General features: G+C 67.9%; 22 protein-coding genes and 2 tRNA genes. 15 read left to right on the forward strand and 9 right to left on the reverse strand.

Annotated features, from left to right (window positions below; translation table 11 throughout):
• Nucleotide 1: 1 nt before the first annotated feature.
• Genes HNQ73_RS10010 through HNQ73_RS10020 form a run of 3 tightly spaced genes read right to left on the reverse strand, consistent with a single transcriptional unit; the run spans nt 2 to nt 2,827 of the window.
• On the reverse strand, nt 2-346 hold the full coding sequence (locus tag HNQ73_RS10010; protein ID WP_183334699.1) for a DUF1491 family protein: 345 nt from the start codon (nt 344-346) through the stop codon (nt 2-4).
• A 5-nt stretch (nt 347-351) separates the two neighbouring features.
• Nucleotides 352-1,032, reverse strand: a complete 681-nt coding sequence (locus HNQ73_RS18150) for a peptidoglycan-binding domain-containing protein (protein ID WP_183334700.1) — start codon at nt 1,030-1,032, stop codon at nt 352-354.
• On the reverse strand, nt 1,025-2,827 hold the full coding sequence (locus HNQ73_RS10020) for a sensor histidine kinase (protein ID WP_183334701.1): 1,803 nt from the start codon (nt 2,825-2,827) through the stop codon (nt 1,025-1,027). The genes HNQ73_RS18150 and HNQ73_RS10020 overlap by 8 nt, the downstream gene beginning before the upstream one ends.
• A 354-nt stretch (nt 2,828-3,181) precedes the next feature.
• On the opposite strand from HNQ73_RS10020, the gene HNQ73_RS10025 reads away from it, so the two are divergent.
• On the forward strand, nt 3,182-3,529 hold the full coding sequence (locus tag HNQ73_RS10025; protein WP_183334702.1) for a hypothetical protein: 348 nt from the start codon (nt 3,182-3,184) through the stop codon (nt 3,527-3,529).
• Between the two features lie 119 nt (nt 3,530-3,648).
• Nucleotides 3,649-4,080, forward strand: coding sequence for a SufE family protein (locus tag HNQ73_RS10030; RefSeq protein WP_183334703.1), 432 nt, complete (start codon nt 3,649-3,651; stop codon nt 4,078-4,080).
• A gap of 11 nt (nt 4,081-4,091) precedes the next feature.
• Here HNQ73_RS10030 and HNQ73_RS10035 read toward each other — a convergent pair whose 3' ends face one another.
• Nucleotides 4,092-4,949 (reverse strand): DUF6456 domain-containing protein, encoded by an 858-nt coding sequence (locus HNQ73_RS10035; RefSeq protein ID WP_244650076.1) that lies wholly within the window; start codon nt 4,947-4,949, stop codon nt 4,092-4,094.
• A 351-nt stretch (nt 4,950-5,300) separates the two neighbouring features.
• Between HNQ73_RS10035 and HNQ73_RS10040 the strand changes: the two genes are divergently transcribed.
• A complete protein-coding gene (locus tag HNQ73_RS10040) occupies nt 5,301-6,572 on the forward strand; it encodes a GGDEF domain-containing protein (protein WP_183334704.1) in 1,272 nt (423 codons plus the stop codon).
• 137 nt (nt 6,573-6,709) lie between these two features.
• On the opposite strand, the gene HNQ73_RS10045 is transcribed toward HNQ73_RS10040, so the two are convergent.
• A complete protein-coding gene (locus HNQ73_RS10045; RefSeq protein ID WP_183334705.1) occupies nt 6,710-7,141 on the reverse strand; it encodes a Ros/MucR family transcriptional regulator in 432 nt (143 codons plus the stop codon).
• A gap of 380 nt (nt 7,142-7,521) precedes the next feature.
• On the opposite strand from HNQ73_RS10045, the gene msrB reads away from it, so the two are divergent.
• Both msrB and HNQ73_RS10055 read left to right on the forward strand, forming a co-directional pair.
• Complete coding sequence (msrB, locus tag HNQ73_RS10050) at nt 7,522-7,941, forward strand: peptide-methionine (R)-S-oxide reductase MsrB (RefSeq protein ID WP_183334706.1); 420 nt, start codon at nt 7,522-7,524, stop codon at nt 7,939-7,941.
• A 29-nt stretch (nt 7,942-7,970) separates the two neighbouring features.
• On the forward strand, nt 7,971-10,067 hold the full coding sequence (locus tag HNQ73_RS10055) for a S9 family peptidase (RefSeq protein WP_183334707.1): 2,097 nt from the start codon (nt 7,971-7,973) through the stop codon (nt 10,065-10,067).
• 244 nt (nt 10,068-10,311) lie between these two features.
• On the opposite strand, the gene HNQ73_RS10060 is transcribed toward HNQ73_RS10055, so the two are convergent.
• A tRNA-Pro gene (locus tag HNQ73_RS10060) sits at nt 10,312-10,388 on the reverse strand.
• Between the two features lie 261 nt (nt 10,389-10,649).
• Between HNQ73_RS10060 and HNQ73_RS10065 the strand changes: the two genes are divergently transcribed.
• A tRNA-Gln gene (locus HNQ73_RS10065) sits at nt 10,650-10,724 on the forward strand.
• A gap of 70 nt (nt 10,725-10,794) precedes the next feature.
• Here the strand turns inward: HNQ73_RS10065 and HNQ73_RS17960 are convergent.
• The 3 genes from HNQ73_RS17960 to HNQ73_RS10075 all read right to left on the reverse strand — a co-directional run bounded on the left by HNQ73_RS17960 (nt 10,795) and on the right by HNQ73_RS10075 (nt 13,364).
• A complete protein-coding gene (locus HNQ73_RS17960) occupies nt 10,795-11,034 on the reverse strand; it encodes a glutathione binding-like protein (protein ID WP_306415751.1) in 240 nt (79 codons plus the stop codon).
• A complete protein-coding gene (locus tag HNQ73_RS10070; RefSeq protein ID WP_244650080.1) occupies nt 10,926-12,173 on the reverse strand; it encodes an HTH domain-containing protein in 1,248 nt (415 codons plus the stop codon). Before HNQ73_RS10070 ends, HNQ73_RS17960 begins: the two co-directional genes overlap by 109 nt.
• Before the next feature lie 72 nt (nt 12,174-12,245).
• Nucleotides 12,246-13,364 (reverse strand): Gfo/Idh/MocA family protein, encoded by a 1,119-nt coding sequence (locus tag HNQ73_RS10075; RefSeq protein WP_183334708.1) that lies wholly within the window; start codon nt 13,362-13,364, stop codon nt 12,246-12,248.
• Between the two features lie 108 nt (nt 13,365-13,472).
• Between HNQ73_RS10075 and HNQ73_RS10080 the strand changes: the two genes are divergently transcribed.
• The 9 genes from HNQ73_RS10080 to iolG all read left to right on the forward strand — a co-directional run bounded on the left by HNQ73_RS10080 (nt 13,473) and on the right by iolG (nt 23,991).
• On the forward strand, nt 13,473-14,288 hold the full coding sequence (locus tag HNQ73_RS10080) for a MurR/RpiR family transcriptional regulator (protein WP_183334709.1): 816 nt from the start codon (nt 13,473-13,475) through the stop codon (nt 14,286-14,288).
• 192 nt (nt 14,289-14,480) lie between these two features.
• Nucleotides 14,481-15,425, forward strand: a complete 945-nt coding sequence (locus tag HNQ73_RS10085) for a sugar ABC transporter substrate-binding protein (protein ID WP_183334710.1) — start codon at nt 14,481-14,483, stop codon at nt 15,423-15,425.
• Between the two features lie 68 nt (nt 15,426-15,493).
• On the forward strand, nt 15,494-16,591 hold the full coding sequence (locus tag HNQ73_RS10090) for an ABC transporter permease (RefSeq protein ID WP_183334711.1): 1,098 nt from the start codon (nt 15,494-15,496) through the stop codon (nt 16,589-16,591).
• Nucleotides 16,591-17,370: an ATP-binding cassette domain-containing protein gene (locus HNQ73_RS10095; RefSeq protein WP_183334712.1), complete on the forward strand. Its 780-nt coding sequence runs from the start codon at nt 16,591-16,593 to the stop codon at nt 17,368-17,370. The genes HNQ73_RS10090 and HNQ73_RS10095 overlap by 1 nt, the downstream gene beginning before the upstream one ends.
• Nucleotides 17,370-19,283: a bifunctional 5-dehydro-2-deoxygluconokinase/5-dehydro-2-deoxyphosphogluconate aldolase gene (locus HNQ73_RS10100; RefSeq protein WP_183334713.1), complete on the forward strand. Its 1,914-nt coding sequence runs from the start codon at nt 17,370-17,372 to the stop codon at nt 19,281-19,283. The genes HNQ73_RS10095 and HNQ73_RS10100 overlap by 1 nt, the downstream gene beginning before the upstream one ends.
• Entirely contained in the window at nt 19,280-21,109 is a 1,830-nt protein-coding gene (gene iolD / locus HNQ73_RS10105) for a 3D-(3,5/4)-trihydroxycyclohexane-1,2-dione acylhydrolase (decyclizing) (protein ID WP_183334714.1), read from the forward strand. The genes HNQ73_RS10100 and iolD overlap by 4 nt, the downstream gene beginning before the upstream one ends.
• A 71-nt stretch (nt 21,110-21,180) precedes the next feature.
• A complete protein-coding gene (gene iolE, locus HNQ73_RS10110) occupies nt 21,181-22,080 on the forward strand; it encodes a myo-inosose-2 dehydratase (protein WP_183334715.1) in 900 nt (299 codons plus the stop codon).
• A 40-nt stretch (nt 22,081-22,120) separates the two neighbouring features.
• Nucleotides 22,121-22,921, forward strand: a complete 801-nt coding sequence (gene iolB, locus HNQ73_RS10115) for a 5-deoxy-glucuronate isomerase (RefSeq protein ID WP_183334716.1) — start codon at nt 22,121-22,123, stop codon at nt 22,919-22,921.
• An 83-nt stretch (nt 22,922-23,004) separates the two neighbouring features.
• Nucleotides 23,005-23,991, forward strand: coding sequence for an inositol 2-dehydrogenase (iolG, locus tag HNQ73_RS10120; RefSeq protein ID WP_183334717.1), 987 nt, complete (start codon nt 23,005-23,007; stop codon nt 23,989-23,991).
• The last annotated feature ends 24 nt before the right edge of the window (nt 23,992-24,015 follow it).

A 24,015-nucleotide genomic window follows, 5' to 3' on the forward strand; every position in this document is an offset into this window, starting at 1 on the left:
CTCAGACCTCGACGACATCAAGGAAGTGGCGGCCCTGCCGGTCCTCGACCTCGACCACCCACAGGTCGGGATCAAAGGAGATCTCGCGCTGCAACCTCTCCTCCGCAGCGAGCGCCGGGATGTCGCCCTTGAGCGGCAGCTCGACGAAGAGACGATCGGCGTCCCTGTCCTCCACCGCATATTGGGGTGCTGGCCCGAAGAGCCGCACCATGCCGTCAAGCGAATCGACCTTGATGAAGATGGCGCCGGCTTCTTCTGCGCCGCGCCGGCGCAGATAGGCGAAGGCCCCCTCGATGCGGCACCGGCGCATGTAGGCCGATACCCAGATGTCGCTGCGCAGTCGCACCCCGCTCACCGGCTGGCGTTGCCGGCCGCGGCAGCGAGCAGGGAACGCATCTTTTCGGTGAGCTCCCCGGCCACCGGCAGGCCGCGGTCACGCTCGAACTGCTCGATGGCCTGGCGGGTCTGGGGCCCCCACAGACCGTCCGGCGTCACGTTGTAGCCGAGCTTGGCGAGCGCTCTCTGGGCGTCGAGAACGGCCCTGTCGCCGCCGAGGCTGCTGCGGATGAGATCGCCGATAGGGTCGGCCGGACGCGGGCGAGGCTTCACCTCCCCGCTGGCTTCCATGAGATGCTGCGTCAGGGCAGACGGGCGCGACGGCGGCAGCGGCTCCGCCTCTGTCGCCCCCGTGGCGGATGCCAGGTCGCCGCCTGCCGCGGCGGACGGCGGCGGTGCCGGACGGGCGGGAGGAGCGGCAACGACCGGCACGGGCTTCTGCCGCGCCGTGAAGAGCGGCGCGGGATGGGGCCGCGGCTGCATGACGAGGGCGTTGACCGCAACGGTGATGGCGAAGCCGCCCGCTATCACGACGCCGAGCGTGCGCCCCGGGCGGTGCAGCAGAAGGCTCTTCAGGTAATCTGTCAGAATGTGCCGCCGGGAAGCGGCCACGATCCGCCCGCGCTGCTGCGTCCGCCCCTGGGGGCGCTCGTAGAGCACGAAGTCGTGGTCCGAACGGGCGAGGGCTTCACGCACTTTTCTTCATCTCTTCCTTGAAGGGGGACACCGGGCCGCGCGCACGCGCAATGGACTGGACGACGGAGGTGGCAGCGGGCCGGGCGCCGGCGCCGTCACGCGGCAGCAGAACCGTCACCGTCGTGCCTTCGCCGCTGCGACTCGCCACTTCGACCGTCCCGCCGTGCAGCGCCGCGAGGCCCTGCACCACGCAGAAGCCGAGACCGGTTCCCTCATACGGGCGATCATAGGACGAGTGCGCCTGAAAGAAAGGCTTGCCGAGCTGTGCAAGATCGCTTTCCGCGATGCCGATGCCGGTGTCGCTGACGACGAGCGCAACCTGCGCGCCCGCGGATTTGAGCCGCACTGTGACCTCACCTCGCGGCGTGAACTTGAGGGCATTGCCGAGCAGGTTGAGAAGGATCTGCCGGCAGGCGCGCGGGTCAGCCACGATCACGCAAGGCTCCACAATCTCGCGGCGCAGCTGCACGCCCGCAGCCCGGGCCTTGACCTCCATGAGGTCGCAGCAGTCGCGCATGAGTGCGGCGAGGTCGAAAGGCTCCGGGGCGATGGTGAAGTTGCCCGATTCGATGCGCGAGACATCGAGCAGCGTGTTGACCACGTCCAGCAGATGGCGACCCGACCCGGCGATGATGCTGGCATATTCGCGCCGGCGCGCCTCGTCCGTGGGGCACAGCGAATCGCTCGCCAGCATGTCCGAGAAGCCGATGATGGCATTGAGCGGCGTGCGCAGCTCGTGGCTGACGACGGCGAGGAAACGGTCCTTGGCCTCGTTCGCCGAGACGGCGGCGTGGCGCGCCTCCTCGAGCTCGCTTTCACGCCGGCACTGCTCGCTGACGTCCCGCGTCACCGCGATGACGGCACAGCCGTCGGGCGCGTCGCAGTCGGCTTGCGCGATTCGCATTTCGACCCAGCGCACCGTCGGGGCGCCGCGCCCCTCCGGCGGCGGGACCATGAGGCGATATCGGACCTCGACCGGCCGCCCGAGGTGTCGCGCATCCGCCAGCGCCTTGAGGAAGGCGGGCCGGTCCGCCACGTGCACGCGCTCGAAGAAGCCGCGGCCCACGAGGCTTTCCGGCCCTTCGCCGAGAAGGGCGCGCGCCGCGTCGCTGGCGAACACCACCTGCCCGGCGGCGTCGTGCCACGTCACGAGATCGTTGAGAGCTCCAAGCACGGCGCGGTCGCGCAGGTGGCGCGCCGTTTCGTGCCGCTGCCTCTCCCGGTCGCGCCGCTGGGCGAGCAGCACCAGGGCCGTCGCGCAGGCGATCGCCGCGGCCGCCGAGAGCGGCCATGCGACCATGGGTGAAAGAAGATCGGCAGCAGGATTGGCGAGCGATTCGATAACGAATACGCCCACGACGGCAGAGAGCGCGATCGCTGCCGCGACGAGGGCGGTCCCCCGCTCGCCCCAGACGAGAGCCGTCAGCGGCATCAGCGGCAGGAAGAGCAGCGCGGGAGAGCCGATGCCGCCCGTGCCGCGGCTGACCGTGAGGATGAGACCGGCGATCGCCAGCGACGAAACGGCGCAGGCGGGCAGCAGTCGCCCGGTGCGGGACAGGACGGCGGCGGCGACGACCGGCAGCGCAAGGCAGCACAGTGCAAGGGCCGTCAGTCCCCCCGGCGCGCCCCAGCCGACGAGATAGATAGGCACCAGCGCAAGGGCGGCGAGGCCCGCCCCCAGGTGCGCCAGCATGAAGTCCACATGGCGCCGGCGCAGGTCCTCGTCCTCCACCGCCGGGTGGACGAGGACGCCGATGCGCGCCCGGAGGATCGACAGGATCTGCGCTGCAGCCACTCTACACACGTACGCACGAGGCTTCTCGCGCGCTCCTTCAACTCGTCGCTGCAGCTTGCCACTGCCCGATTAAGCGAACCCTAAAGGCGGCCGGGAAAGTGCCGCAAAGGGCGGCCGCGGCGAGGCCGCGGACCGGACGCAGCTTCTATCGCCGTTAACGAAGGGTGAAGGGAGAATCTCAAAGCCCGGCAACGGTTTGCCACGCAAGGAGCGGGCGCTGCAATGCCTGCCCAGGCCGGCCTTCCCGGATTGCTCGAATTGTAGCGGTCGCGTTCATCGGCCCTTGCCGAAGGGCCGGCAAGCTTGGCGCACCCAGCCGCCCTTGTACCCGGCGAGGGCACGGACCTGCGACCCATGAGCTTTCTGCTGCGCAGTGCGCTCCTCATTGGCGTGATCTTCTTTCTCTCCCCGGTGCGGGAGGGAGCGGAGGAAGACCGTTCCACCACATCGCAGGTCGGCACCCGGCCGTTGGCCGCCGTGAACGAGAGCCTGGCCGAGGTTGCGGGGTCGGCGGACACGGCCGAGCGGGCGCTCGCCCTGTGGCAGATGCTCGACGACGAGACCCGCCGCCGCCTCGTCGAGGCCCTGACAGGCTGGCGGGCGGAGCAGGCCCCGTCCGCATCCCGCCCCGGCGGCCGAGATACGCTGAACGAGCTCGACCGCGCCGTGCCCTGGCGCGGCCCCGACGCCGGCCGGGGCTGACCGAAAGCCCGCTCGCCGCCGCGGAAACCGTGCAATCCCGCGCCGATGGTCTATATAAGCGTGAGTGCCGGGGCGCGGGCGTCGCGTTGCGGCGCACCGGCATACGGATGACATCGGCCATGCAGCCTTCTCTCGACGAGATCCTGGAAAACTTTGAACTGCTCGACGAGTGGGACGATCGCTATCGCTACCTGATCGAACTCGGCCGCACGCTCGAGCCCCTGCCGGAGGAGGCGCGCACCGACGCCAACAAGGTCCGCGGCTGTGCCAGCCAGGTCTGGCTCGACACCCGCGTGGTCAGACAGCCGGGGCAGGAACCTGTGCTCGAGTTCCTCGGCGACAGTGACGCCCACATCGTGCGCGGGCTGGTGGCGCTCGCCTTCGCCATCTTCTCGGGCCGCCCCGCCAGGACGATCCTCGAGACGGACGCCCTCGCCATCTTCAAGCAGCTCGGCCTGTCGGAGCACCTGACGCCGCAGCGGTCGAACGGGCTGCGTTCCATGGTGGAGCGCATCAAGAGCGAGGCCCGCGCCGCGCTGGCTGCCGCCTGAACGCTGCCTCGCTAGATCCGGGCCGCCGCTCCTTCCTCCCGCCACAGCCGTGTGGTGCGAGCCCTCACCGGCCCCCGCGCCTCGACAGCGAGCCCGTAATGCTCCGCGAGCCGTGCAAGCGCCATGCCGAGCACCAGCTTGGCGGAACGGGCGGGCCAGCCACGCTCGCGCTCCACCGTCTCGAGGCCCTTGAGAAAGCCGCAGACGTCAAGCAGCAAATCGGCGAATTCCGGCCCGACGGCCTTCAGGGCGCGCTGCACGCGCTGGCGGGCGGCGATGACGGCATCGCTGGCACTGGCAGGATCGCGCAGGTTTCCTGCCCCCTGCCCGCCCACCGGGTCCCACCTTGAGGTGACGCTCGGCAGGATCTGCCCCATGGTGATGTCCCGCCGCAGCCGTTCGCCCGCCTCAAGCCCGGCCGCATCGATAAGCGGCCTGCCGCCACGCCCGCGCCGGCGCGCCAGAAACTGCAGGGGGCTCTCGGCGGCGTTGACGCGCAGCCGCCGCGTCTCCCCGCCTGCGGGCTGCTTCTCGACTGCCTCGACAATCTCCCGATGCTGGGCCAGGAAGCCCTCGGTGCCGCCGCCGGCGCACAGCCGCGCGGCGCGGGCACGGCCCGCGCCAGTCGCGACCAGCAGGCGGCAACCGCGCGGTGGCCGCTCCCAACAGGCCAGATCTTCCGCCACCAGCCGCTCGGCCGCGGCGACGGCAACGCGGCCCGCGCCGAGCGTCGTCTTGCCGCGCCGCAGATAGAGCGTGACGTGGCCGGGCTCGTCCGCCGTCACGCGGGCAAAGGCCTCTTCCTCGCCGGCCAGGTGCAGGAGCAGGCGTCGGCAGGCTGCGCTCAGCTTCTCGTCGTGTCCTGGCATCGTCCCATCCTTTCGCCGAGACGCAAAGCCGACGGCACCGGTGCGACACTTCCCCGGGAAGCGCCTGCCGGCACGAGGCATTGCGCCGGATCATCAATCATGTTCACTATATGTTCCAATCGCAATCACGCACCGCCGCCAGCGGGCGATGCAGATATAGGTATATATTCTTAATATCAGCCGGGCAAGCGATTCGGATCAGGAGGGGCGTCCTCGGGCTGCACAGCTCGACAACCGTGCCCTGCAAGGCACAGCGCGCCACAGAATGGGATCAATGTGCCCGCGGACGGTTGACTCCGGCGCCCCTCTTCGTGCTGTAAGGCATTCTTTCCCGTCCGGCGGCCGGAATCGATGTCAGGCACGGTCCTTCTTCTCTCCCAGGCACTGCTCTATTTCGCCACGATGGCCACGCTGTTCCGGATGCGTGACCGGCTGGGCCTTGGTCCCTTCCTGTGCGTCCTCGGCGTGATGCACTTTCTCGAGACATATCTGGCGGCCGTCTTCTTCATTGAGCTGCCGTTCGGCCTCATCTCGCCGGGCTCGACAGTCCTGTTCGCGGGTAAGCTGGCGATCATCCTGCTCTTCTACATCCGCGAGGATGCCGAAACCGTTCGCCAGCCGATTTACGGGCTGCTCATCGGCAACTTCCTCATGGTCGCCCTGGTGACGACGCTGCGCATCGCCGGCCCGCCGCCCGTGCCGCTGCCCGGCTACAATCCCGATCTCGTGCTCATCGACCAGATGGGCGCGCTGATGATCTGGGGCACGACGCTGCTTTTCATCGACGCAATCGCGCTGATCCTGCTCTACGAGAAGCTGCGCTCGTTCCTGAGAAGGTCGATCGTCCTGCGGGCCTGCGTCACCCTAGCGGTGATCCTGACCTTCGACCAGATTTTCTTCTTCATTGGGTTGCGCGTGGTCACGGCTCCCCCCTTCGACGCGCTCCCTGGCGGCTGGATCGCGAAGATCGGAGCGGCCGTCGTCTACAGCGCGCTCATCGGGCTGTATCTCGCCTTCTTTGAGAAGAACGCCCCCTGCGTGGCGCCGCAGGCGGTCTCGGACATCTTCAACAAGCTCACCTACCGCCAGAAGTACGAGGAGCTGCTCGGCAGGACGAGCCGCGATGCGCTGACCGGCGCACTGACGCGCGAACGCTTCGAGACGCTGGGCCCGGCCATCCTGCGCCACAACGGCGCCGCCGGCAGGCCCGTCAGCCTCGCGGTCCTCGATGTCGACCACTTCAAGAGCATCAACGACCGCTACGGCCATGTCACGGGCGACGAGGTGCTGCAGCGCGTGGTCGAATGCGTACGGTCGGAAATCCGGGCCGAGGACTTCGTCTTTCGCTACGGCGGCGAAGAATTCGTGATCCTGTGGGAGAACATGACGCACGCCGCCGCCCTGACCTCAGCCGAGCGCATGCGCCAGTCGCTGCACCGGATACTGGCGCGGGAGTTCGAGGCGGCTCCGACGGTCAGTATCGGCGTCGCGACCTTTCCCGACGACGCGGCCACCATTCGCGAGCTTGTCGCCCACGCCGACGGGCATCTTTACGAAGCAAAGCGCCAGGGCCGCGACAGGGTCATCGGCAATCACGCCGTAAGTGCAGAATACGACGCCTGAAGCCGGCATGATGGCGGCTGCAGGCGGCACGGCCGATTGAAGCCGCCGCGTCCTGCAGCCCCCCAAAAAACAAACGGGGCAGCCCGAGGCTGCCCCACGTCCGTTCGCGATCACCGGCTGCGGTGCAGCCGGGCGCGTCAACCGCGGCTCGAAGTGCGGCGCTTGCGGCGCTGCTGGCCGAGGCCCATCTCCTTGGCGAGCTGGGAGCGGGCCTTGGCGTAGTTCGGCGCCACCATCGGATAGTCGGCCGGCAGCCCCCACTTCTCGCGATACTGCTCTGGCGTCATGTTGTACTGCGTACGCAGGTGACGCTTCAGAGACTTGAACTTCTTGCCGTCTTCCAGGCAGATGATGAAGTCCGGCGTGACCGACTTCTTGATCGGAACAGCCGGCTTCGGCGCCTCGACCGGTGCCTCGACGGCGCCGCCGGCGACGCGCATGAGCGCGCCGTGCACTTCGCCGATGAGTGCGGGCAGGTCCGAGGACGCGACAGAATTGTTACTCACGTAGGCGGAAACGATATCGGCCGCGAGCTCGATATAGTTCGCTGACGCTGCATTGTCGTTCATTGAACCCGTTTTCCTCTTTTTATCCCGACTATCCGGATACCAGCCAAGCTCGGCGGGTAACCGGTGACAACACCACACCGCCTACCGTGGCGCGGGCGACAGCTGAACAATCGCCCAGCGAACACTGGCATCTTTCGTGTTCCAATCACACTCATGAAGTATGGCAAAGTTGAGAATTTCGCAAGACAAGTTTTTCACTTCTTCAAAATTCAGGTAATCAGTAGCACCGTTTTGAACACCCCTGAAAAGCAGGAACTCCGGAATCGGCGCCTCCGCGCGTGCGCAGTCCTGCGAACAAACGCCGCGCAATTTGCGCGCAGCGGCTTGCGCCGGCCTTGGCACAGGAACATATCGTGGGCGCTAACGACGGAGCGAAACCCATGCCAGCAACGGATCGCAACGACAAGGTGGAAAAGACTGCGGCGCAATGGCGCGCCGAATTGACACCCGAGCAGTATCGCATCACCCGCCTGGGCGGTACGGAACCACCGTTTTCCAGTCCGTATTATACAGAAAAACGACGTGGTATTTACCGTTGCGTCTGCTGTGGCCAAGCATTGTTCTCGAGCGATACGAAGTATGATTCCGGCTCCGGCTGGCCGAGCTTCTTCGCACCGGTCAGCGAGGATGTGATCACCGAAGCGCCCGATCACAAGCTTGCGATGCCGCGCACGGAAATTCGCTGCGCGCGCTGCGACGCCCATCTCGGCCATGTCTTCCCGGACGGACCGCTGCCGACGGGCCTGCGCTATTGCACCAATGGCGGAGCTCTTGCCTTCGAGCCTCAGGGGAACGACTGAGGAGCGGACGAGACGAGACGGAACGAGCGATGACACAGCCCCTCCCGCCGCGCGCGCAGGCCCGCCCCGTCACCCGGACGGTGCACGGAGTTGAACTCGTCGATGAATACGGCTGGCTGCGCGCGGAGAACTGGCGCGACGTGCTGCGCGACCCTGGCCTGCTGCCAGCCGACATCCGCGCCCACCTCGAGGCCGAGAACGCCTATGCCGACGCGATCCTCGCTCCGTGCGAAGAACTGAGGCGCCGGCTCGTCGCGGAGATGCGCGGGCGCATCAAGGAGGATGATTCCTCTGTTCCGAGCCCGGACGGGCCCTATAGCTACTACGTGCGCTACCGCGAGGGCGGGCAACATCCGCTCGTCTGCCGCCGGCCGCGCGACGGCGGGGACGAGACGGTCCTGCTCGATGCCGACGCGCTCGCCGAAGGCAAGGCCTTCTTCGAGTTGGCCGAGGCTGAGCATTCGCCCGATCATCGTCTCCTGGCATGGAGCGCCGACGAGACGGGCGGCGAGCTGCACAGGATCCGCCTGCGCAATCTCGCAACTGGCGAGGACGACGCCACCGTCATCGAGCAGACCACGGGCGAGGTGGTGTGGGCGGCCGATTCGCGCAGCTTCTACTACGTGCGCCTTGACGAGAATCACCGGCCCTCGCGCGTCTTTCGCCACGTTCTCAGCACGGATCCGGCCACCGACGAGGAAATCTACCGGGAGAACGAGGCGGGCTGGTTCGTGCACCTGTCGCGCACCCAGTCCGGCGCCTTCGGTCTCATCATCGTCTCAGACCACGAGACGAGTGAGGTGCACCTGCTGGACCTCGCGGACCCTGCCGCGCGGCCGCGCCTCGTCGCCGCGCGCGAGACGGGGCATCGCTACAGCGTCGAGCACCGGGGCGACGAACTCATCATCGCCACCAATGCCGACGGCGCGGAGGACTTCAAGCTGGTGAGCGCGCCGCTCGCTGCCCCGGACCGCGAGAACTGGCGCGAGCTCCTGCCCCACCGGCCGGGCGTCATGCTGCTGAAGCACACCGCCTTCCGCGATTTCCTGCTGCGGCTGGAGCGGGAGAACGCCAACCCGCGCCTCGTCGTGCGTGCCTTCGCCACGGGCGAGGAGCACACCATCGCCTTCGACGAGCCGGCCTATTCCCTGCGCTACGAGCCGGGCTACGAATACGACACGTCGGTGGTGCGCTTCACCTATTCGTCGATGACGACGCCGGCTGAAACCTATGCCTACGACATGGCCAGCCGCGAGCGCCAGCTGATCAAGCGGCGCGAAGTGCCCTCCGGCCACGATCCGGCCCGCTACGTGACCAGGCGCCTCTTCGCCACGGCTGAAGATGGCGAGACGGTACCGATCTCGATACTGCATCGCCGCGACCTCGTCCTCGACGGCACGGCGCCCTGCCTGCTCTATGGCTACGGCGCCTACGGCATCTCCATTCCGGCCGATTTCGAGACCAACCGCCTGTCGCTCGTCGACCGCGGCTTCGTCTATGCCATCGCCCACATCCGGGGCGGCACCGAGAAGGGCTGGCGCTGGTACACGGACGGCAAGCGCGAGAAGAAGACGAACAGTTTCAGCGACTTCATCGCCGCCGGCCGGCACCTCGCCGCCCTCGGCTATACGTCGCCGCAGCGTCTCGTCGCCCACGGTGGCAGCGCCGGCGGCATGCTGATGGGCGCCGTGGCCAACGCGGCGCCGGACCTGTTCCGTGTGATCCTCGCCGAAGTGCCCTTCGTCGACGTGCTCAATACCATGCTCGACGAGAGCCTGCCGCTGACGCCGCCCGAATGGCCGGAATGGGGCGACCCCATTCGGGATGAGGCCGCTTTCCGGCGCATCCTTTCCTATTCGCCCTATGATCAGGTGAAGGCGCAGGTCTATCCCGCCATCCTCGCCGTCGCCGGCCTGTCGGACCCGCGTGTCACCTACTGGGAGCCGGCCAAATGGGTTGCGCGCCTGCGCGCGCGCATGAAGGGCGGCGGGCCGGTCGTCCTCTCCACCAACATGGACGCCGGCCACGGCGGTTCCGCCGGGCGCTTCGAGCGGCTGGAAGAGGTAGCGCGCCTTTATGCCTTCGCGATCCAGCAGACCGGGGCGAGCGACGAGCCCCTGCCCTGATGCCCTGAGGGACGGCTTTGATGATGAGGCGGAGCGGCGCCCGCTTCATCCCGTCCCCAGGATGCGGCACTTCAGGCGCGGAATTTCATCACAACCGCCACGCGGACTCACCGGCCCCCCGGAAGGCTCCGCCATCACGGGTGCGGCGCGCGCTGCCAAGACGCGCCTCGGCCGACTCGCTTGCTGAACCGGAGATTCTCGGAAGAAGGGGAGATGGTCGCCGTGGGCGGCTGGTGAGGAAGAATGGTCGGAGTGGCAGGATTTGAACCTGCGACCCCCTCGTCCCGAACGAGGTGCGCTACCAGGCTGCGCTACACTCCGACATGTGCCCGTCGGCTGGCGGTCTTATAGACTCGCCATCTGCGGCCGGCAAGCGCCCTCGCGCAACTTCTTTTCATGCATCCACATGCTCCAGTACGGTACTTTGTGCCCGGACCGGGAGACGGGCGGCGCGGAGCGCTTGCGCGCCCGTGAGCGGCTTGTGGACAACGCGCAAGCCGGCTCGCGCCCCCCGCCTGGCTGCGGCATCGGCGTTGCGTCGGGCAGGCGCTCGAATTATGGTCCGCCGCGCCGGGACGCAGTTGGGGCGTCGCCAAGTGGTAAGGCAGCGGTTTTTGGTACCGCCATTCGCAGGTTCGAATCCTGCCGCCCCAGCCAGATCCGCCGCGTACGGCGCAGCCCCGCCGGGCAGCGGCGGGACTGGCGGGATCACCCTCGGCCCCATCCCTCAGGCGGCGGACCATGCCTTCTGGCTCTGGAGCTTCTTGACCTCGGCATCCGCCCGCAGCGCCGCCGGGCGCGTGACAAGTGGCGCGCAATAGGCCTCGAACTCCGGACGCTTCTCGATCACGCCCACCATCATGCCCCACTGCAGGTGGCTCGCGAGATAGACGTCTGCCGCGCTGAACCGGTCGCCGGCGATGTAACGCCTGCCCCTGAGTGCCCCCACCAGCGTATCGAGGACCACTCGTAGGAACCGTAGCCGAAGCTGCGCTGCCGGTCAGGAGTCGGATCCCATCCCTCGGCGTGGTTGGATGCCGCCGGCTCGAGGCAGGCGGCGGTAAAGAACAGCCAGCGGTAGTAGGCGCCGCGATGCTCGGGCGCCGGCAGCAGACCCGCCTCGGGAAAGGCCTCCGCCAGATAGGCGCAGATCGCCGCCGCCTCCGTCACGACCTGGTCGCCATGCACGATCGCCGGCACCTTGCCCATCGGGTTGATGGCCAGGTATTCGGGCGCCTTCATCGTCGTGCCGAAATCGAGCACCCTGACGGTATAGGGGCAGCCGACCTCCTCCAGCATCCAGTGCACGATATATCCGCGCGACTGCGGGTTCGTATAGAAAATCAACTCCTTGGCCATGGCGAACTCCTCGTTGCCCCTGGTGATGTCGTTCGATGAGGCATTAGGATACGCCGGCCCGCTGACAGTTTTTGTCAGCAGCGTCTGTCGCCACTCCTTCATCAGCTGACGCCGCGGCCGCGGAGAGCGCTCGGCGAGGATTTCCGCCGCGAGCATGCGGTCGGTGCGGAAGCTGTGGAACGCATTGCGCAGCTCGCACCAGGCCACCATCACCCGTGTGGCCTCGAAAAAGCCGATGGTCACGGGCCAGACGGTCCGCTCGGACCGGATGCCGGCCTCGTTCACATAGGTGAGCGCGAGCTTGCGCTCCTCGCGCAGCGCCTGCCGCAGCACGGAAAGCTCCACCTGCTTCGGGCGCTCCCAGCCCGCCCCGACGACGAGGGCATCATCCTCCATGCGCGTCCTGAGGTCCGGGGGCAGGACGGCACCGATCTTGGCCATCGCGTCGCGCGCCGCCGCGCCCAGGCTCTCGTCCGTGCGCCGTGCCACCCATTTGAGGCCGAGCGCGACAGCCTCGATCTCGTCAGGAGAGAACATGAGCGGCGGCAGGAGGAAGCCCGGCTTCAGCACATAGCCGACGCCCGGCTCGCCCTCGATCTCGGCGCCCATGGCCTGCAGCGCGGCAATGTCGCGGTAGAGCGTGCGCAGGCTGACGCCGGCCTCCTGGGCGAGCGCCGCGCCGCTCACCGGCCGGCGGTGACGGCGCAGCATCTGCAGGAGATCGAAGAGGCGGTGCGTGCGCGACATGACGGCAGCATAGCATCCACGCTGACGAATTATGTCAGCATGGATGCCGGGGCGCCGCGAAACGTTGCACGCCTACAGCGTCACGCGCCGGTCCGTGTGCGCTGCTTCGGCGATGGCGTGGATCACGCGCTCGAAGGCGAGCGCTGTGGCGAAATCCGGCTCGGCCCGGCCGTCTTCGGCAATGGCGCGCAGGAGGGTGGCCGCCTCGATGACCTTGAGGTCGTTGAAGCCGAGCTGGTGGCCCGGCGCCGGCACGAAGGCGCCGAAGGGCGGGTGGGCCGGTCCGGAGAGGATGGTCTTGAAGCCCTGCCGCGCGCCGGGGCCCTCGTTCTCATAAAGCTGCAGCTCGTTCATCCGCTCCTGGTCGAAGATCAGCATGCCCCGCGTGCCGTGCACCTCCCAGCCGAGGCGATTCTTGCGCCCCCAGGCGCTGCGCGAGGCAGTGAGGCTGCCGAGGAAGCCCCCCTTGAAGCGCACCAGGGCAGTGGCGACGTCCTCGTTCTCCACTTCCGCCACGCCCGATCCGTCGGGCAGCGGGCGCGTGCGGTGGATGGTTTGCATGTCGGCCACGAGGCTCTCGATGGGGCCGGCGAGGCCGTAAGCCATCGAGACAAGGTGGCAGCCGAGGTCGCCGAGCGCCCCGAGCCCAGCCTCGGCGTGGCGTGCGCGCCATGTCCAGGGCAGGTCCGGGTCGGCCTGGTAGTCCTCGTCCACCCAGCCGCGGAAGTGCACGATGCGGCCGATCACCCCCTCCTCCACCAGGCGCTGCGCGTGCAGGAAGGCCGGGTTCTTGATGTAGTTGTAGCCGACGATGGTCTTCACCCCGGCAGCCTGCGCGGCCGCCGCCATCTCCTCTGCCTGCTGCAGGGTAAGCGCCATCGGCTTCTCGCAGTAGACATGCTTGCCCGCCGCGATCGCCGCCATGGCGATCTCGTGATGCAGGCGGTTGGGCGTCGTAATCGAGACGATGTCGACGGCCGGGTCGGTGATGAGCGTGCGCCAGTCGTCCGTGGAGCGGGCGAAGCCGAACTGTTCGGCCATGGCCGCAGCCTTGTCGGCGGGCGTGTCGCACAAGAGCTCGAGCCGCGGCGTCGGCACGTCGCCCATCACCGCCTTCACCGCGCCGAAGGCGAGTGCATGGCACTTGCCCATGAACCCCGTTCCGATGAGGCCGATGCCGAGGCTTTCCATTTTTGGCTCCCCTCCCGCGCGAATGGAATTTATATTCCATTCAATCGATGATTATAGAACGCCAGTTCTGTCAAGCGACACCATCCGGCACTCCCGAGGAACGACAGCATGCAGAAGCCCGCCGCCCCCGCCTCCGTCGACGAGTTTCAGGAGCGGCTCGTCCAGATCGCCGACACGCTGCCGAAGCGCCTGCGCCAGTGCGCCGACTTCGTGGCGCACAACACGGACAAGATCGCCGTTTCCACTGTGGCGGAGCTGGCGGCGGCCGCGGGCGTGCAGCCCTCGGCCTTCATGCGCTTCTGCCAGCTTCTCGGCTTCACGGGCTTCAGCGACATGCAGCGGCTTTTCCGTGACAGCTACGGACAGCGCTGGCCCGATTATGCCACGCGGCTCGAGAACCTGCGCGCCGCAGGCAGCCAGAGCCCCTCGGCCCTGCTCGCCGAATTCGTCGAGGCCGGGCGCCTGTCTCTGGAGCGCCTCGCCGCCACCGTCGATGCGCAGGCCCTTGACGCCGCCGTGGCAACCCTCGCGGCCGCCCCCACCATCCATGTTGTGGGCATGCGCCGGGCCTTCCCCGTCGCCATCTATCTCAGCTACGCCTTCGAGAAGATGGACATTCCGGCCAACCTGCACGATGGCGTCGGCAGGCTGGAGCGACGCCACGCCATCCGTCCGGGCGACGTCGTCGTCGCCATCTCCTTCGCGCCCTACACGCAGGAAACCATCGATCTTGCGACCTATGCGCGCGAGCGCGGCAACGAGGTCGTCGCCATTACCGATGCCGTCACCAGTCCGCTGCGGCGCCTCGGCGCCCACACCCTCCACGTCTCTGAGGTGGATGTCGGCTCCTTCCGGGCGCTGTCGGCCACGCTCTCGCTCGCCATCACCCTGGCTGTAGCAGTGGGTGCGGCGCGGCAGGCATGATGATATGGAATTTTTCTATTGCATTCTCTTTTCTTTGGAACAAAATTTCCAAACAAGAGCCTGCGAGCGGAGCCGTCATGATGGCGGCCGCAGCTCCCGGCGCACATAGACACCGCACAAGCGGGACTGCTCCGGGCGGGTAACCGCGCACGCTCTGCAGACTGAACACTTCCGAAGTCTGGGAGAGGAACCATGAGAAAGACTCTTGCGGCGCTTGCCGTCGCGTCCCTCGCACTCGTCGGCGGCGTGGCGGCTCCGGCCCATGCGGCAGGCGAGCGTTTCGTCTTTGTCAGCCACGCGCCCGACAGCGATAGCTGGTGGAACACCATCAAGAACGCCCTGAAGGAGGCAAGCAGCCAGCTCGGCGTGACGGTGGAGTACCGCAACCCGCCGACGGGCGACCTCGCCGACATGGCCCGCATCATCGAGCAGGCGGCGGCGTCCAACCCCACGGGCATCATCTCCACCATCGCCGACTTCAATGTGCTCAAGGGCCCGCTAACAAAGGCCGTGGAGCAGGGCATCCCGGTCATCACCGTCAACTCGGGCACGATCGAGGAATCGAAGGAGATCGGCGCCCTTATGCACGTCGGGCAGCCTGAACACGCGGCCGGGCTCGCCGCCGGCGAGCGGGCGAAGGCCGCCGGCGTAAAGAAGTTCCTGTGCGTCAATCACTACATCACCAACCCGGCCTCCGTGCAGCGGTGCCAGGGTTTTGCCGACGGGCTCGGCGTGCCGCTCGGCAGCCAGATGATCGACACCGGTCTCGATCCGTCCGAGGTCAAGAACAAGGTGTCCGCCTACCTGCGCGCCAACCCCGACACGGACGGCATCATCGCACTCGGCCCGAACTCCGCCGAACCGACGATCGCTGCGCTCAAGGAGAACGGTCTCGCCGGCCAGATCTTCTTCGGTACCTTTGACCTCTCGGCCGACATCTCGGCGGCCATCAAGGACGGCACCATCAGCTTCGCCATCGACCAGCAGCCTTTCCTGCAGGGCTATCTGCCCGTCGTGCTGCTGACAAACTATGCCCGCTACGGCGTCATTCCGCCAAATGCCATCAACTCCGGCCCGGGCTTCATCACCAAGGACAACATCGCGCTCGTGGAGAAGCTCGCCGGCGAATACCGCTGAGGCGCACACCTGCGGCGGGACGCCCCGCGCCCCGCACGCCAAGCGACAACCGACAACGAGGGAACGTCATGACGGACGAGCGGCTGAAGCCCGTCTCATCGCTGCGCCGCGCCATGATCCGGCCGGAGCTTGGAGCGATCTGCGGGGTCATCCTGGTCTTCGCCTTCTTCCTGATGGTGGCGGGCGACAGCGGCATGTTCGCGCCTGCCGGCTTCCAGAACTGGCTCGTCGTCTCGGCGCAGTTCGCCATCATCGCAGTGGGTGCCTGCCTTCTGATGATCGCGGGCGAGTTCGATCTCTCCGTCGGCTCCATGATCGGCTTCGCCGGCGTGATCACGGCTATCCTCACGGTGCAATGGGGCTGGCCGGCCTGGCTCGCCATCCTCGTCACCTTCGCCATCTGCGTCGGCCTCGGCGCCATCAACGGTCTGCTCGTCATCCGCACCGGCCTGCCGAGTTTCATCGTCACCCTCGCCTTCCTTTACATCCTGCGCGGTCTCACCATCTGGCTGTCGATCCTCACCACGCGCCAGACGATCATCGGCGGCGTGCGCGAGGCAGCCGAGGGTGACTGGCTCGCCGCCCTTTTCGGCGGCGTCATCTTCAAGGGCTTCTTCCGCTGGCTGGGCGAGATCGGCCTGCTCGAGACCTTCGCCCGCGGCGCGCGCGCCGGCCAGCCGGTGGTCGAGGGCGTGCCGATGCTCATCGTCTGGGCGCTTGGCCTCATCATCTTCGGCCACTGGCTCCTCTCCAGGACACGCTTCGGCAACTGGATCTTCGCCTCCGGCGGCGACGCGCAGGCCGCGCGCTATGTCGGCGTGCCGGTCAACCGCGTGAAGGTGCTGATGTTCATGTTCACGGCCTTCTGCGCCACCGTCTTTGCCATGTGCCAGGTGATGGAATTCGGCTCGGCGGCAGCCGACCGCGGCCTCCTCAAGGAGTTCGAGGCCATCATCTGCGTGGTCATCGGCGGGGCGCTGCTCACCGGCGGCTACGGCTCCGTCATCGGGGCGGCGCTCGGGGCGCTCATCTTCGGCGTCGTGCAGCAGGGCCTGTTCTTCGCAGGGGCCGAAAGTTCGCTCTTCCGCGTCTTCCTCGGCACCATCCTCATCCTCGCCGTGATCATGAACACCTACATCCGCCGCCTCATCACGGGAGAGCGCTGATGTCCACTCCCATCATCGAGATGCGAAACATCGAGAAGCACTTCGGCGCGGTGATCGCGCTCGGGGGCGTCTCCTTCGACGTGCGCGCCGGCGAATGCCACTGCCTGCTCGGCGACAACGGCGCCGGCAAGTCCACGTTCATCAAGACGATGTCGGGCGTGCACAAGCCGACGCGCGGCACCATCCTCGTGGAGGGCAAGGAAGTCGTCTTCGAGAGCCCGCGCGACGCCATGGCGGCCGGCATCGCGACGGTCTATCAAGATCTGGCGATGATCCCGCTCATGAGCGTGACGCGCAATTTCTGGATGGGCCGCGAGCCGCTGAAAGGCTTCGGCCCGTTCAAGACCATCGACTTCGCCAAGGCGAACGAGGTGACGATGCGGGAGATGAGGCGCATGGGCATCAACCTGCGCGAGCCGGAGCAGGCGGTCGGCACCCTCTCGGGCGGCGAGCGCCAGACGGTGGCCATCGCCCGCGCCGTTTATTTCGGCGCCAAGGTGCTCATCCTCGACGAGCCCACGTCCGCGCTCGGCGTGCGCCAGACGGCGAACGTGCTCGCCACCATCGACCGGGTGCGCAAGGAGGGCATCGGCATCGTCTTCATCACCCACAACGTGCGCCACGCCATGGCGGTCGGTGACCGCTTCACGGTGCTCAACCGCGGCAAGACACTGGGTACGGCGATTCGCGGCGAAATCAAGGCCGAGGAACTGCAGGACCTGATGGCCGGCGGCCAGGAACTCGCCCAGCTCGAAAGCTCGCTCGGAGGGACCGTGTGATGCTCGACGTCATCACCATCGGCCGCTCGTCGGTCGATCTGTACGGAGCCCAGGTCGGCGGGCGGCTGGAGGACATGGCGAGCTTCCGCAAGTATATCGGCGGCTCGCCCACCAACATCGCCGCGGGGGCCGCGCGGCTCGGCCTCAAGGCGGGGCTCATCACGCGCGTCGGCGACGAGCACATGGGGCGCTTCATCCGCGAGCAGCTCATTGCCGAAGGGGTCGACGTCGAGGGCGTGAAGACCGATCCGGAGAGGCTGACCGCCCTCGTCATCCTCGGTATCCGCGACCAGCACCAGTTTCCGCTCATTTTTTACCGCGAGAACTGCGCCGACATGGCGCTCTGCGAGGACGACATCGACCCCGCCTACATCGCCCGCACCCGGTGCGTGACGGCGACGGGCACACACCTGTCGCATCCGCGCACGGAGGCGGCCGTGCTCAAGGCCGTCCGCCTCGCGCGGGAGAACGGCGCCCGGACGGCGCTCGATATCGACTATCGTCCCAACCTGTGGGGCCTTGCCGGCCATGGCGCCGGCGAGAGCCGCTACATCCCCTCCGAGGCGGTGACGCGGAAGCTGCAGTCGACGCTTCACCTCTTCGATCTCATCGTCGGCACGGAGGAGGAGTTCCACATCGCCGGCGGCACGACGGACACCATTGCCGCGCTGCGCGCCGTCCGCGCCGTCTCCAAGGCGACGCTCGTGTGCAAACGCGGGCCAATGGGGGCTGCCGCCTTCGTGGGCGAGATTCCCGACAGCCTCGACGAGGGCATCTCCGGCCCCGGCTTTGCCATCGAGGTCTTCAACGTGCTCGGCGCCGGTGACGGCTTCATGGCGGGCCTCCTGCGCGGCTGGCTCACCGGCGAGGACTGGGTGACGAGCCTCACCTACGCCAACGCCTGCGGTGCCTTCGCCGTCTCGCGCCACGGCTGCACGCCCTCCTATCCGAGCTGGGAGGAGCTGCAGTTCTTCCTCAAGCGCGGCATTGTCACCCCCGCCCTGCGCCACGACCGTGAGCTCGAGCAGATCCACTGGGCCACGACGCGCAAGGGCAAGTGGCCGCAGATGCGCGTCTTCGCCTTCGACCATCGCATGCAGCTCGAGGAGATGGCCGACAGGTTCGGTGCCCCGCGCGAGCGCATCGGGCTGTTCAAGGCCCTGTGCCTGAGGGCGGCCCAGCGCGTCGCCGATGGCAAGCCGGGCTACGGCATCCTGTGCGACGGCAGGCTGGGGCGCGACGCGCTCCATGCCGCAGCCGGCACGGGCCTGTGGATCGGCCGCCCTGTGGAGCGGCCGGGCTCGCGGCCGCTGGAGCTCGAGCCGGAGCTCGGCCTCGACTATGGCACCGCCCTGGCCGAATGGCCGCTCGAGCATGTCGTCAAGGTGCTGTGCTTCTACCACCCGGACGACGACGACGGCCTCAAGGCCCGGCAGGAGGAGACGGTGAAGCGCCTCGCCGAGGCGGCACGGCGCAACAACCTCGAGTTCCTGCTGGAGATCATCGCCTCCAAGGCGGGGCCGGTGGACGACACGACGACTGCGCGCGTCATCGAGCGCTTCTACGAGATCGGCGTCTATCCTGACTGGTGGAAGCTGGAGCCGCTGCGCAGCGAGGCTGCCTGGCGCAATGCGGTCGAGGCCGTCTCGCGTAACGATCCCCACACGCGCGGCATCGTCGTCCTCGGGCTCGATGCTCCCATCGAGGAGCTGTCGGCGAGCCTCGGCCTCGCGGCGACCTTCGATCTGGTGAAGGGCTTCGCCGTCGGCCGCACCATCTTCGGCGACGCAGCGCGGCGCTGGTTCGCCGGCGAGATAGGCGACGAGGAGGCCGTCACCGAGATGGCCGAGAAATACCGCAAGCTGTGCGACATCTGGGACAGCGTCCGCACGCAGAAGGGACAAGCGTCATGAGCACCATCCGTCTCACGGCCGCGCAGGCCATGGTCCGCTGGCTCGCCGCGCAGAAGACCCCTGAAGGCGAGCCCTTCATCGCCGGCTGCTGGGCCATCTTCGGACACGGCAACGTCGCCGGTATCGGCGAGGCCCTGCATGGGGCAGGCGACGCGCTGCCGACATGGCGCGGCCACAACGAGCAGACCATGGCGCATGCGGCCATCGCCTATGCCAAGGCGCTCAACCGCCGGCGGGCGATGATGGTGACGACCTCCATCGGCCCCGGCGCGCTCAACCTCGTCACCGCCGCTGCGCTCGCCCACGTCAACCGCCTGCCGGTGCTGCTGGTGCCGGGAGACGTCTTCGCCAACCGCGCCCCCGACCCCGTTCTGCAGCAGGTAGAGGATTTCGGCGACGGCACGGTGAGCGCCAACGACTGCTTCAGGCCCGTCAGCCGCTATTTCGACCGCATCGTGCGGCCGGAGCAGCTGCTCACCGCCCTCCCCCGTGCCATGGCGACGATGACCGATCCGGCCGAGTGCGGCCCGGTGACGCTGGCCTTCTGCCAGGACGTGCAGACGGAGGCCTACGACTGGCCGGAGACCTTCTTCGCCCCGCGCACCTGGCACATCCGCCGCCCGCAGCCCGACGCGCAAGAGCTCGCCGAGGCGACGGAGGCTATCCGCCGCGCGCGCAAGCCGATCATCATCGCCGGCGGCGGCGTGCTCTATTCGCTCGCCACGGACACGCTGCGCAGCTTCGCGGAGAAGCACCAGATCCCGGTTGCCGAGACGCAGGCTGGCAAGTCGTCCCTGCCATGGGACCATCCGCTCAACCTCGGCTCCATCGGCGTGACCGGTTCCTCGGCGGCCAACGCCATCGCGCAGGATGCGGACCTCATCATCGCCGTCGGTACCCGCCTGCAAGACTTCACGACCGGCAGCTGGGCGCTCTTCCGCAATCCCGAGCGGCGGATCCTCGCCATCAATGTCGCAGCCTACGACGCCGGCAAGCACCGCGCGATCCCCCTCGTGGCAGACGCGAAAGTGGCGCTTGAGGCACTCTCGGCGGCTCTTGGTGACCACAGGGCGACACCGCCCGAGCCGCAGCTGAAGGCCGAGTGGCTGAAGGCGGTGGATGCCGCTACCGCCGCGCCCGGTGACAACGTGCTGCCCTCGGACGCCCAGGTCATCGGCGCCGTGCAGCGCAGCGTCGGCGAGGATGCCATCCTCGTCTGCGCCGCCGGCGGCCTGCCGGGCGAGCTGCACAAGCTGTGGAAGGCCAGTCGCCCGAACGGCTACCACCTCGAATACGGCTTCTCCTGCATGGGCTACGAGATCGCCGGCGGGCTCGGTGTCAAGATGGCACGGCCCGACCGGGAGGTCGTCGTGATGGTCGGCGACGGCAGCTACATGATGGCGAACTCGGAGCTCGCCACGGCGGTGATGCTGGGCCAGAAAATCATCGTCGTCGTGCTCGACAACCGCGGCTTCGGCTGCATCAACCGCCTGCAGCGCGCCACCGGTGGCGAGAGCTTCAACAACCTGCTCGATACCGCCCGCCACGTGGTTCCCTCCTCCATCGACTTCGCCGCCCATGCCGCCTCCATGGGTGCCATTGCCGAGAAGGTGGGGAGCATTGCGGAGCTGGAGGAGGCGCTCGCCCGCGCCCGCAAGGCCGACAGGCCGAGCGCCATCGTCATCGACACGGACCCGATGCCCACCACCGAGGCCGGCGGCCACTGGTGGGACGTGCCGGTGCCGGAGGTCTCCGCGCGGCCGCAGGTCAACGCGGCCCGCGCCGGCTATGAAAGGAACCTGAAGAACCAGCGCCCGGCGGATTGACGCCGGGCATCCCGGAGCGCGCCCCGGTCGGGCGCAGCAGCTTCTCACCCCAGCCCCATGCGGATAGCGCAATGATCCTCTACGGCACCAATCCCATCGCCTGGTCCAACGACGACGACCAGAGCCTCGGCGCCAACATCAGCCTCGAACAGTGCCTCAGCGAAGCTGGCCGGATCGGCTTCGACGGCATCGAGAAGGGCCACAAGATGCCGACGGATCCCGCGGCGCTCAAGGCCGCGCTCGTGCCGCACGGGCTCGCCTTCGTCTCCGGCTGGCACTCGCTCAATCTGCTCGCCCACTCGGTGCAGGACGAGAAGCAGGCGATCCAGCCGCACCTTGACCTGCTCAAGGCGATGGGCTGCAAGGTCTGCATCGTCTGCGAGACATCGAACGCCATCCACGGCAACGACAAGGTGGCCTTGAGAGACCGCCCCGTCCTGCCAGCCGACCGCTGGCCTGCCTTCGGCGCCGCCGTGGAGGAGATCGCGCAGTACTGCTCACGCCAGGGCCTCACCCTCGTCTATCATCACCACATGGGCACAGTGGTGCAGACGGAGGACGAGATCGACGCATTGATGGCCCATACGGGGCCGGCGACGCACCTGTTGCTCGACACCGGCCACTGCTGGTTCGCGGGTGGCGACCCGGAGCGCGTCGCGCGCAAGCACATGGCCCGCGTCGCCCACATCCATGCCAAGAACGTGCGCCCGGCCATCCGCGCCGAGGTGGAGAAGGAGGGCCTCTCCTTCCTCGAAGGCGTGCGTCGCGGGGTCTTTACCGTGCCGGGCGATCCGGAGGGTGGTGTCGACTTCCTTCCGGTGCTCAGGATCGCCGCGGAGCACGGCTACCAGGGGTGGCTCGTCATCGAGGCCGAGCAGGATCCCGCCGTGCGCAACCCGTACGAATACCAGTCCATGGGCCTGAAGGCGCTCAAGGCGATGGCGCGCGAGGCCGGGCTCGACAAGGCATGACGACAGGACGGAGCGCCCCGGACCAGGCGGAGACGACACGATGACCCAGCTCTTGCGCAAGCCCACCGGCACCTCGGGCAAGGTGCATGACATCACCCCCAAGAGTGCGGGATGGGGTTATGTCGGCTTCGGCCTCTACAAGCTGGCCCCAGGCGAGACGGCCGCCGAGCCGACCGGCGGCAACGAGGTCATCCTCGTGCTCGTCGAGGGCAAGGCCGAGATCGCCGTCGGCGGCAGGAGCTTCGGCGAGCTTGGCGAACGCATGAACGTCTTCGAGGGCACGCCGCCGCACTGCGTCTATGCGCCGAACGGCACCGACTGGTCGGCGCGGGCGACAACGGCCTGCACGCTCGCCGTCTGCACGGCGCCCGGCAAGGGCGGCCACGAGGCCCGGGTGCTGACCGGCATCGAGAAGGTCACGCGCGGCAAGGGCGCCAACACGCGCTACATCCACCCCATCGCCATGGAGGAGAGCGACGTGGCCGACAGCCTCCTGGTGACGGAGGTGTTCACGCCGCAGGGCAATTGGTCCAGCTATCCGCCGCACCGGCACGACGAGAACCGCTATCCCGAGATGACCTATCTCGAGGAGACCTACTACCACCGCCTCAACCCGCCGCAGGGCTTCGGCTTCCAGCGCGTGTTCACCGAGGACGGCACGCTCGACGAGACGATGGCGGTCAGCGACGGCGACGTGGTGCTGGTGCCGCGCGGCCACCATCCCTGCGGCACGCCCTACGGCTACGACATGTACTACCTCAACGTCATGGCCGGCCCCATCCGCAAGTGGCGGTTCCAGAACCATCCCGACCACGACTGGATCTTCCAGCGCGACAAGTGAGGACCCGGCCCCGGCATCGGCGGACAGGAACCATCGGAACGGCGGCCTGCCGCCGCGACAGGGCCCGAACAAGGACGACACCCATGCTCAACATCGGACTGCTCGGCGCAGGCCGCATCGGCATCACCCACGCCCGGGCGGTGAGTGCGCTTCCCGACGCACGCATCACCGCCGTCTTCGATCCCGTCGATGCGGCGGCCGAGGCGGCCCAGGCGCTGACGGGCGCCCGCCGCGCCAGCGTCGAGGACATCCTGGCGGACGAGACCATCGCCGCCGTCATCGTGGCGACGCCCACGGACCTGCACGCGAGCCAGGTGGAACAGGCGGCGCGCGCGGGCAAGGCCATCTTCTGCGAGAAGCCCATCGACCTCTCCAGCGCCCGCGCCGAAGCCTGCCTCGCAGTGGTGCGCGAGCAAAAGGCCAGGCTGATGCTGGGCTTCAACCGCCGCTTCGACCCGAGCTTCGCCCGTCTGAAGGCCGAGGTGGAGGCCGGAGTGATCGGCAAGGTGGAGCTCGTGCAGATCACGAGCCGGGACCCCGCCCCGCCGCCTGTCGACTACATCAGGCGCTCCGGTGGCCTCTTCCGCGACATGATGATCCACGACTTCGACATGGCGCGCTTCCTCCTTGGCGAGGAGGTGACGGAGGTCTTCGCCACCGGCTCCGCCCTCGTCGACCCGGCCATCGGCGGCGCGGGCGACGTCGACACGGCGACGGCGACGCTGCGCACGGCGAGCGGACGCATTGCCGTCATCACCAACTCACGCCGCGCCACCTACGGCTACGACCAGCGCATCGAGGTGCATGGCGAGAAGGGCATGATCCAGGCCGGCAACCAGACGGCGACGACGCTGACGCGCGCCAGTGCAGCAGGCTTCACCAGTGACCCGCTGCTCGACTTCTTCATGCAGCGCTATGCCGAGGCCTACCGGCTCGAGCTGGCGGCCTTCTGCCGGTATGCGGCCGGCGAGGACATTGCCGTGCCGACGGGCGAGGACGGCCTTGCCGCGCTGAAGCTCGCCGATGCGGCGGTCGCGTCGCTCACGTCCGGCCAGTCGGTCAAGCTTTGATTTTCCCAAACGTGCGACGCGCCG

It is taken from the genome of Chelatococcus composti, assembly GCF_014201415.1.
Taxonomy (GTDB): Bacteria; Pseudomonadota; Alphaproteobacteria; order Rhizobiales; family Beijerinckiaceae; genus Chelatococcus_A; species Chelatococcus_A composti.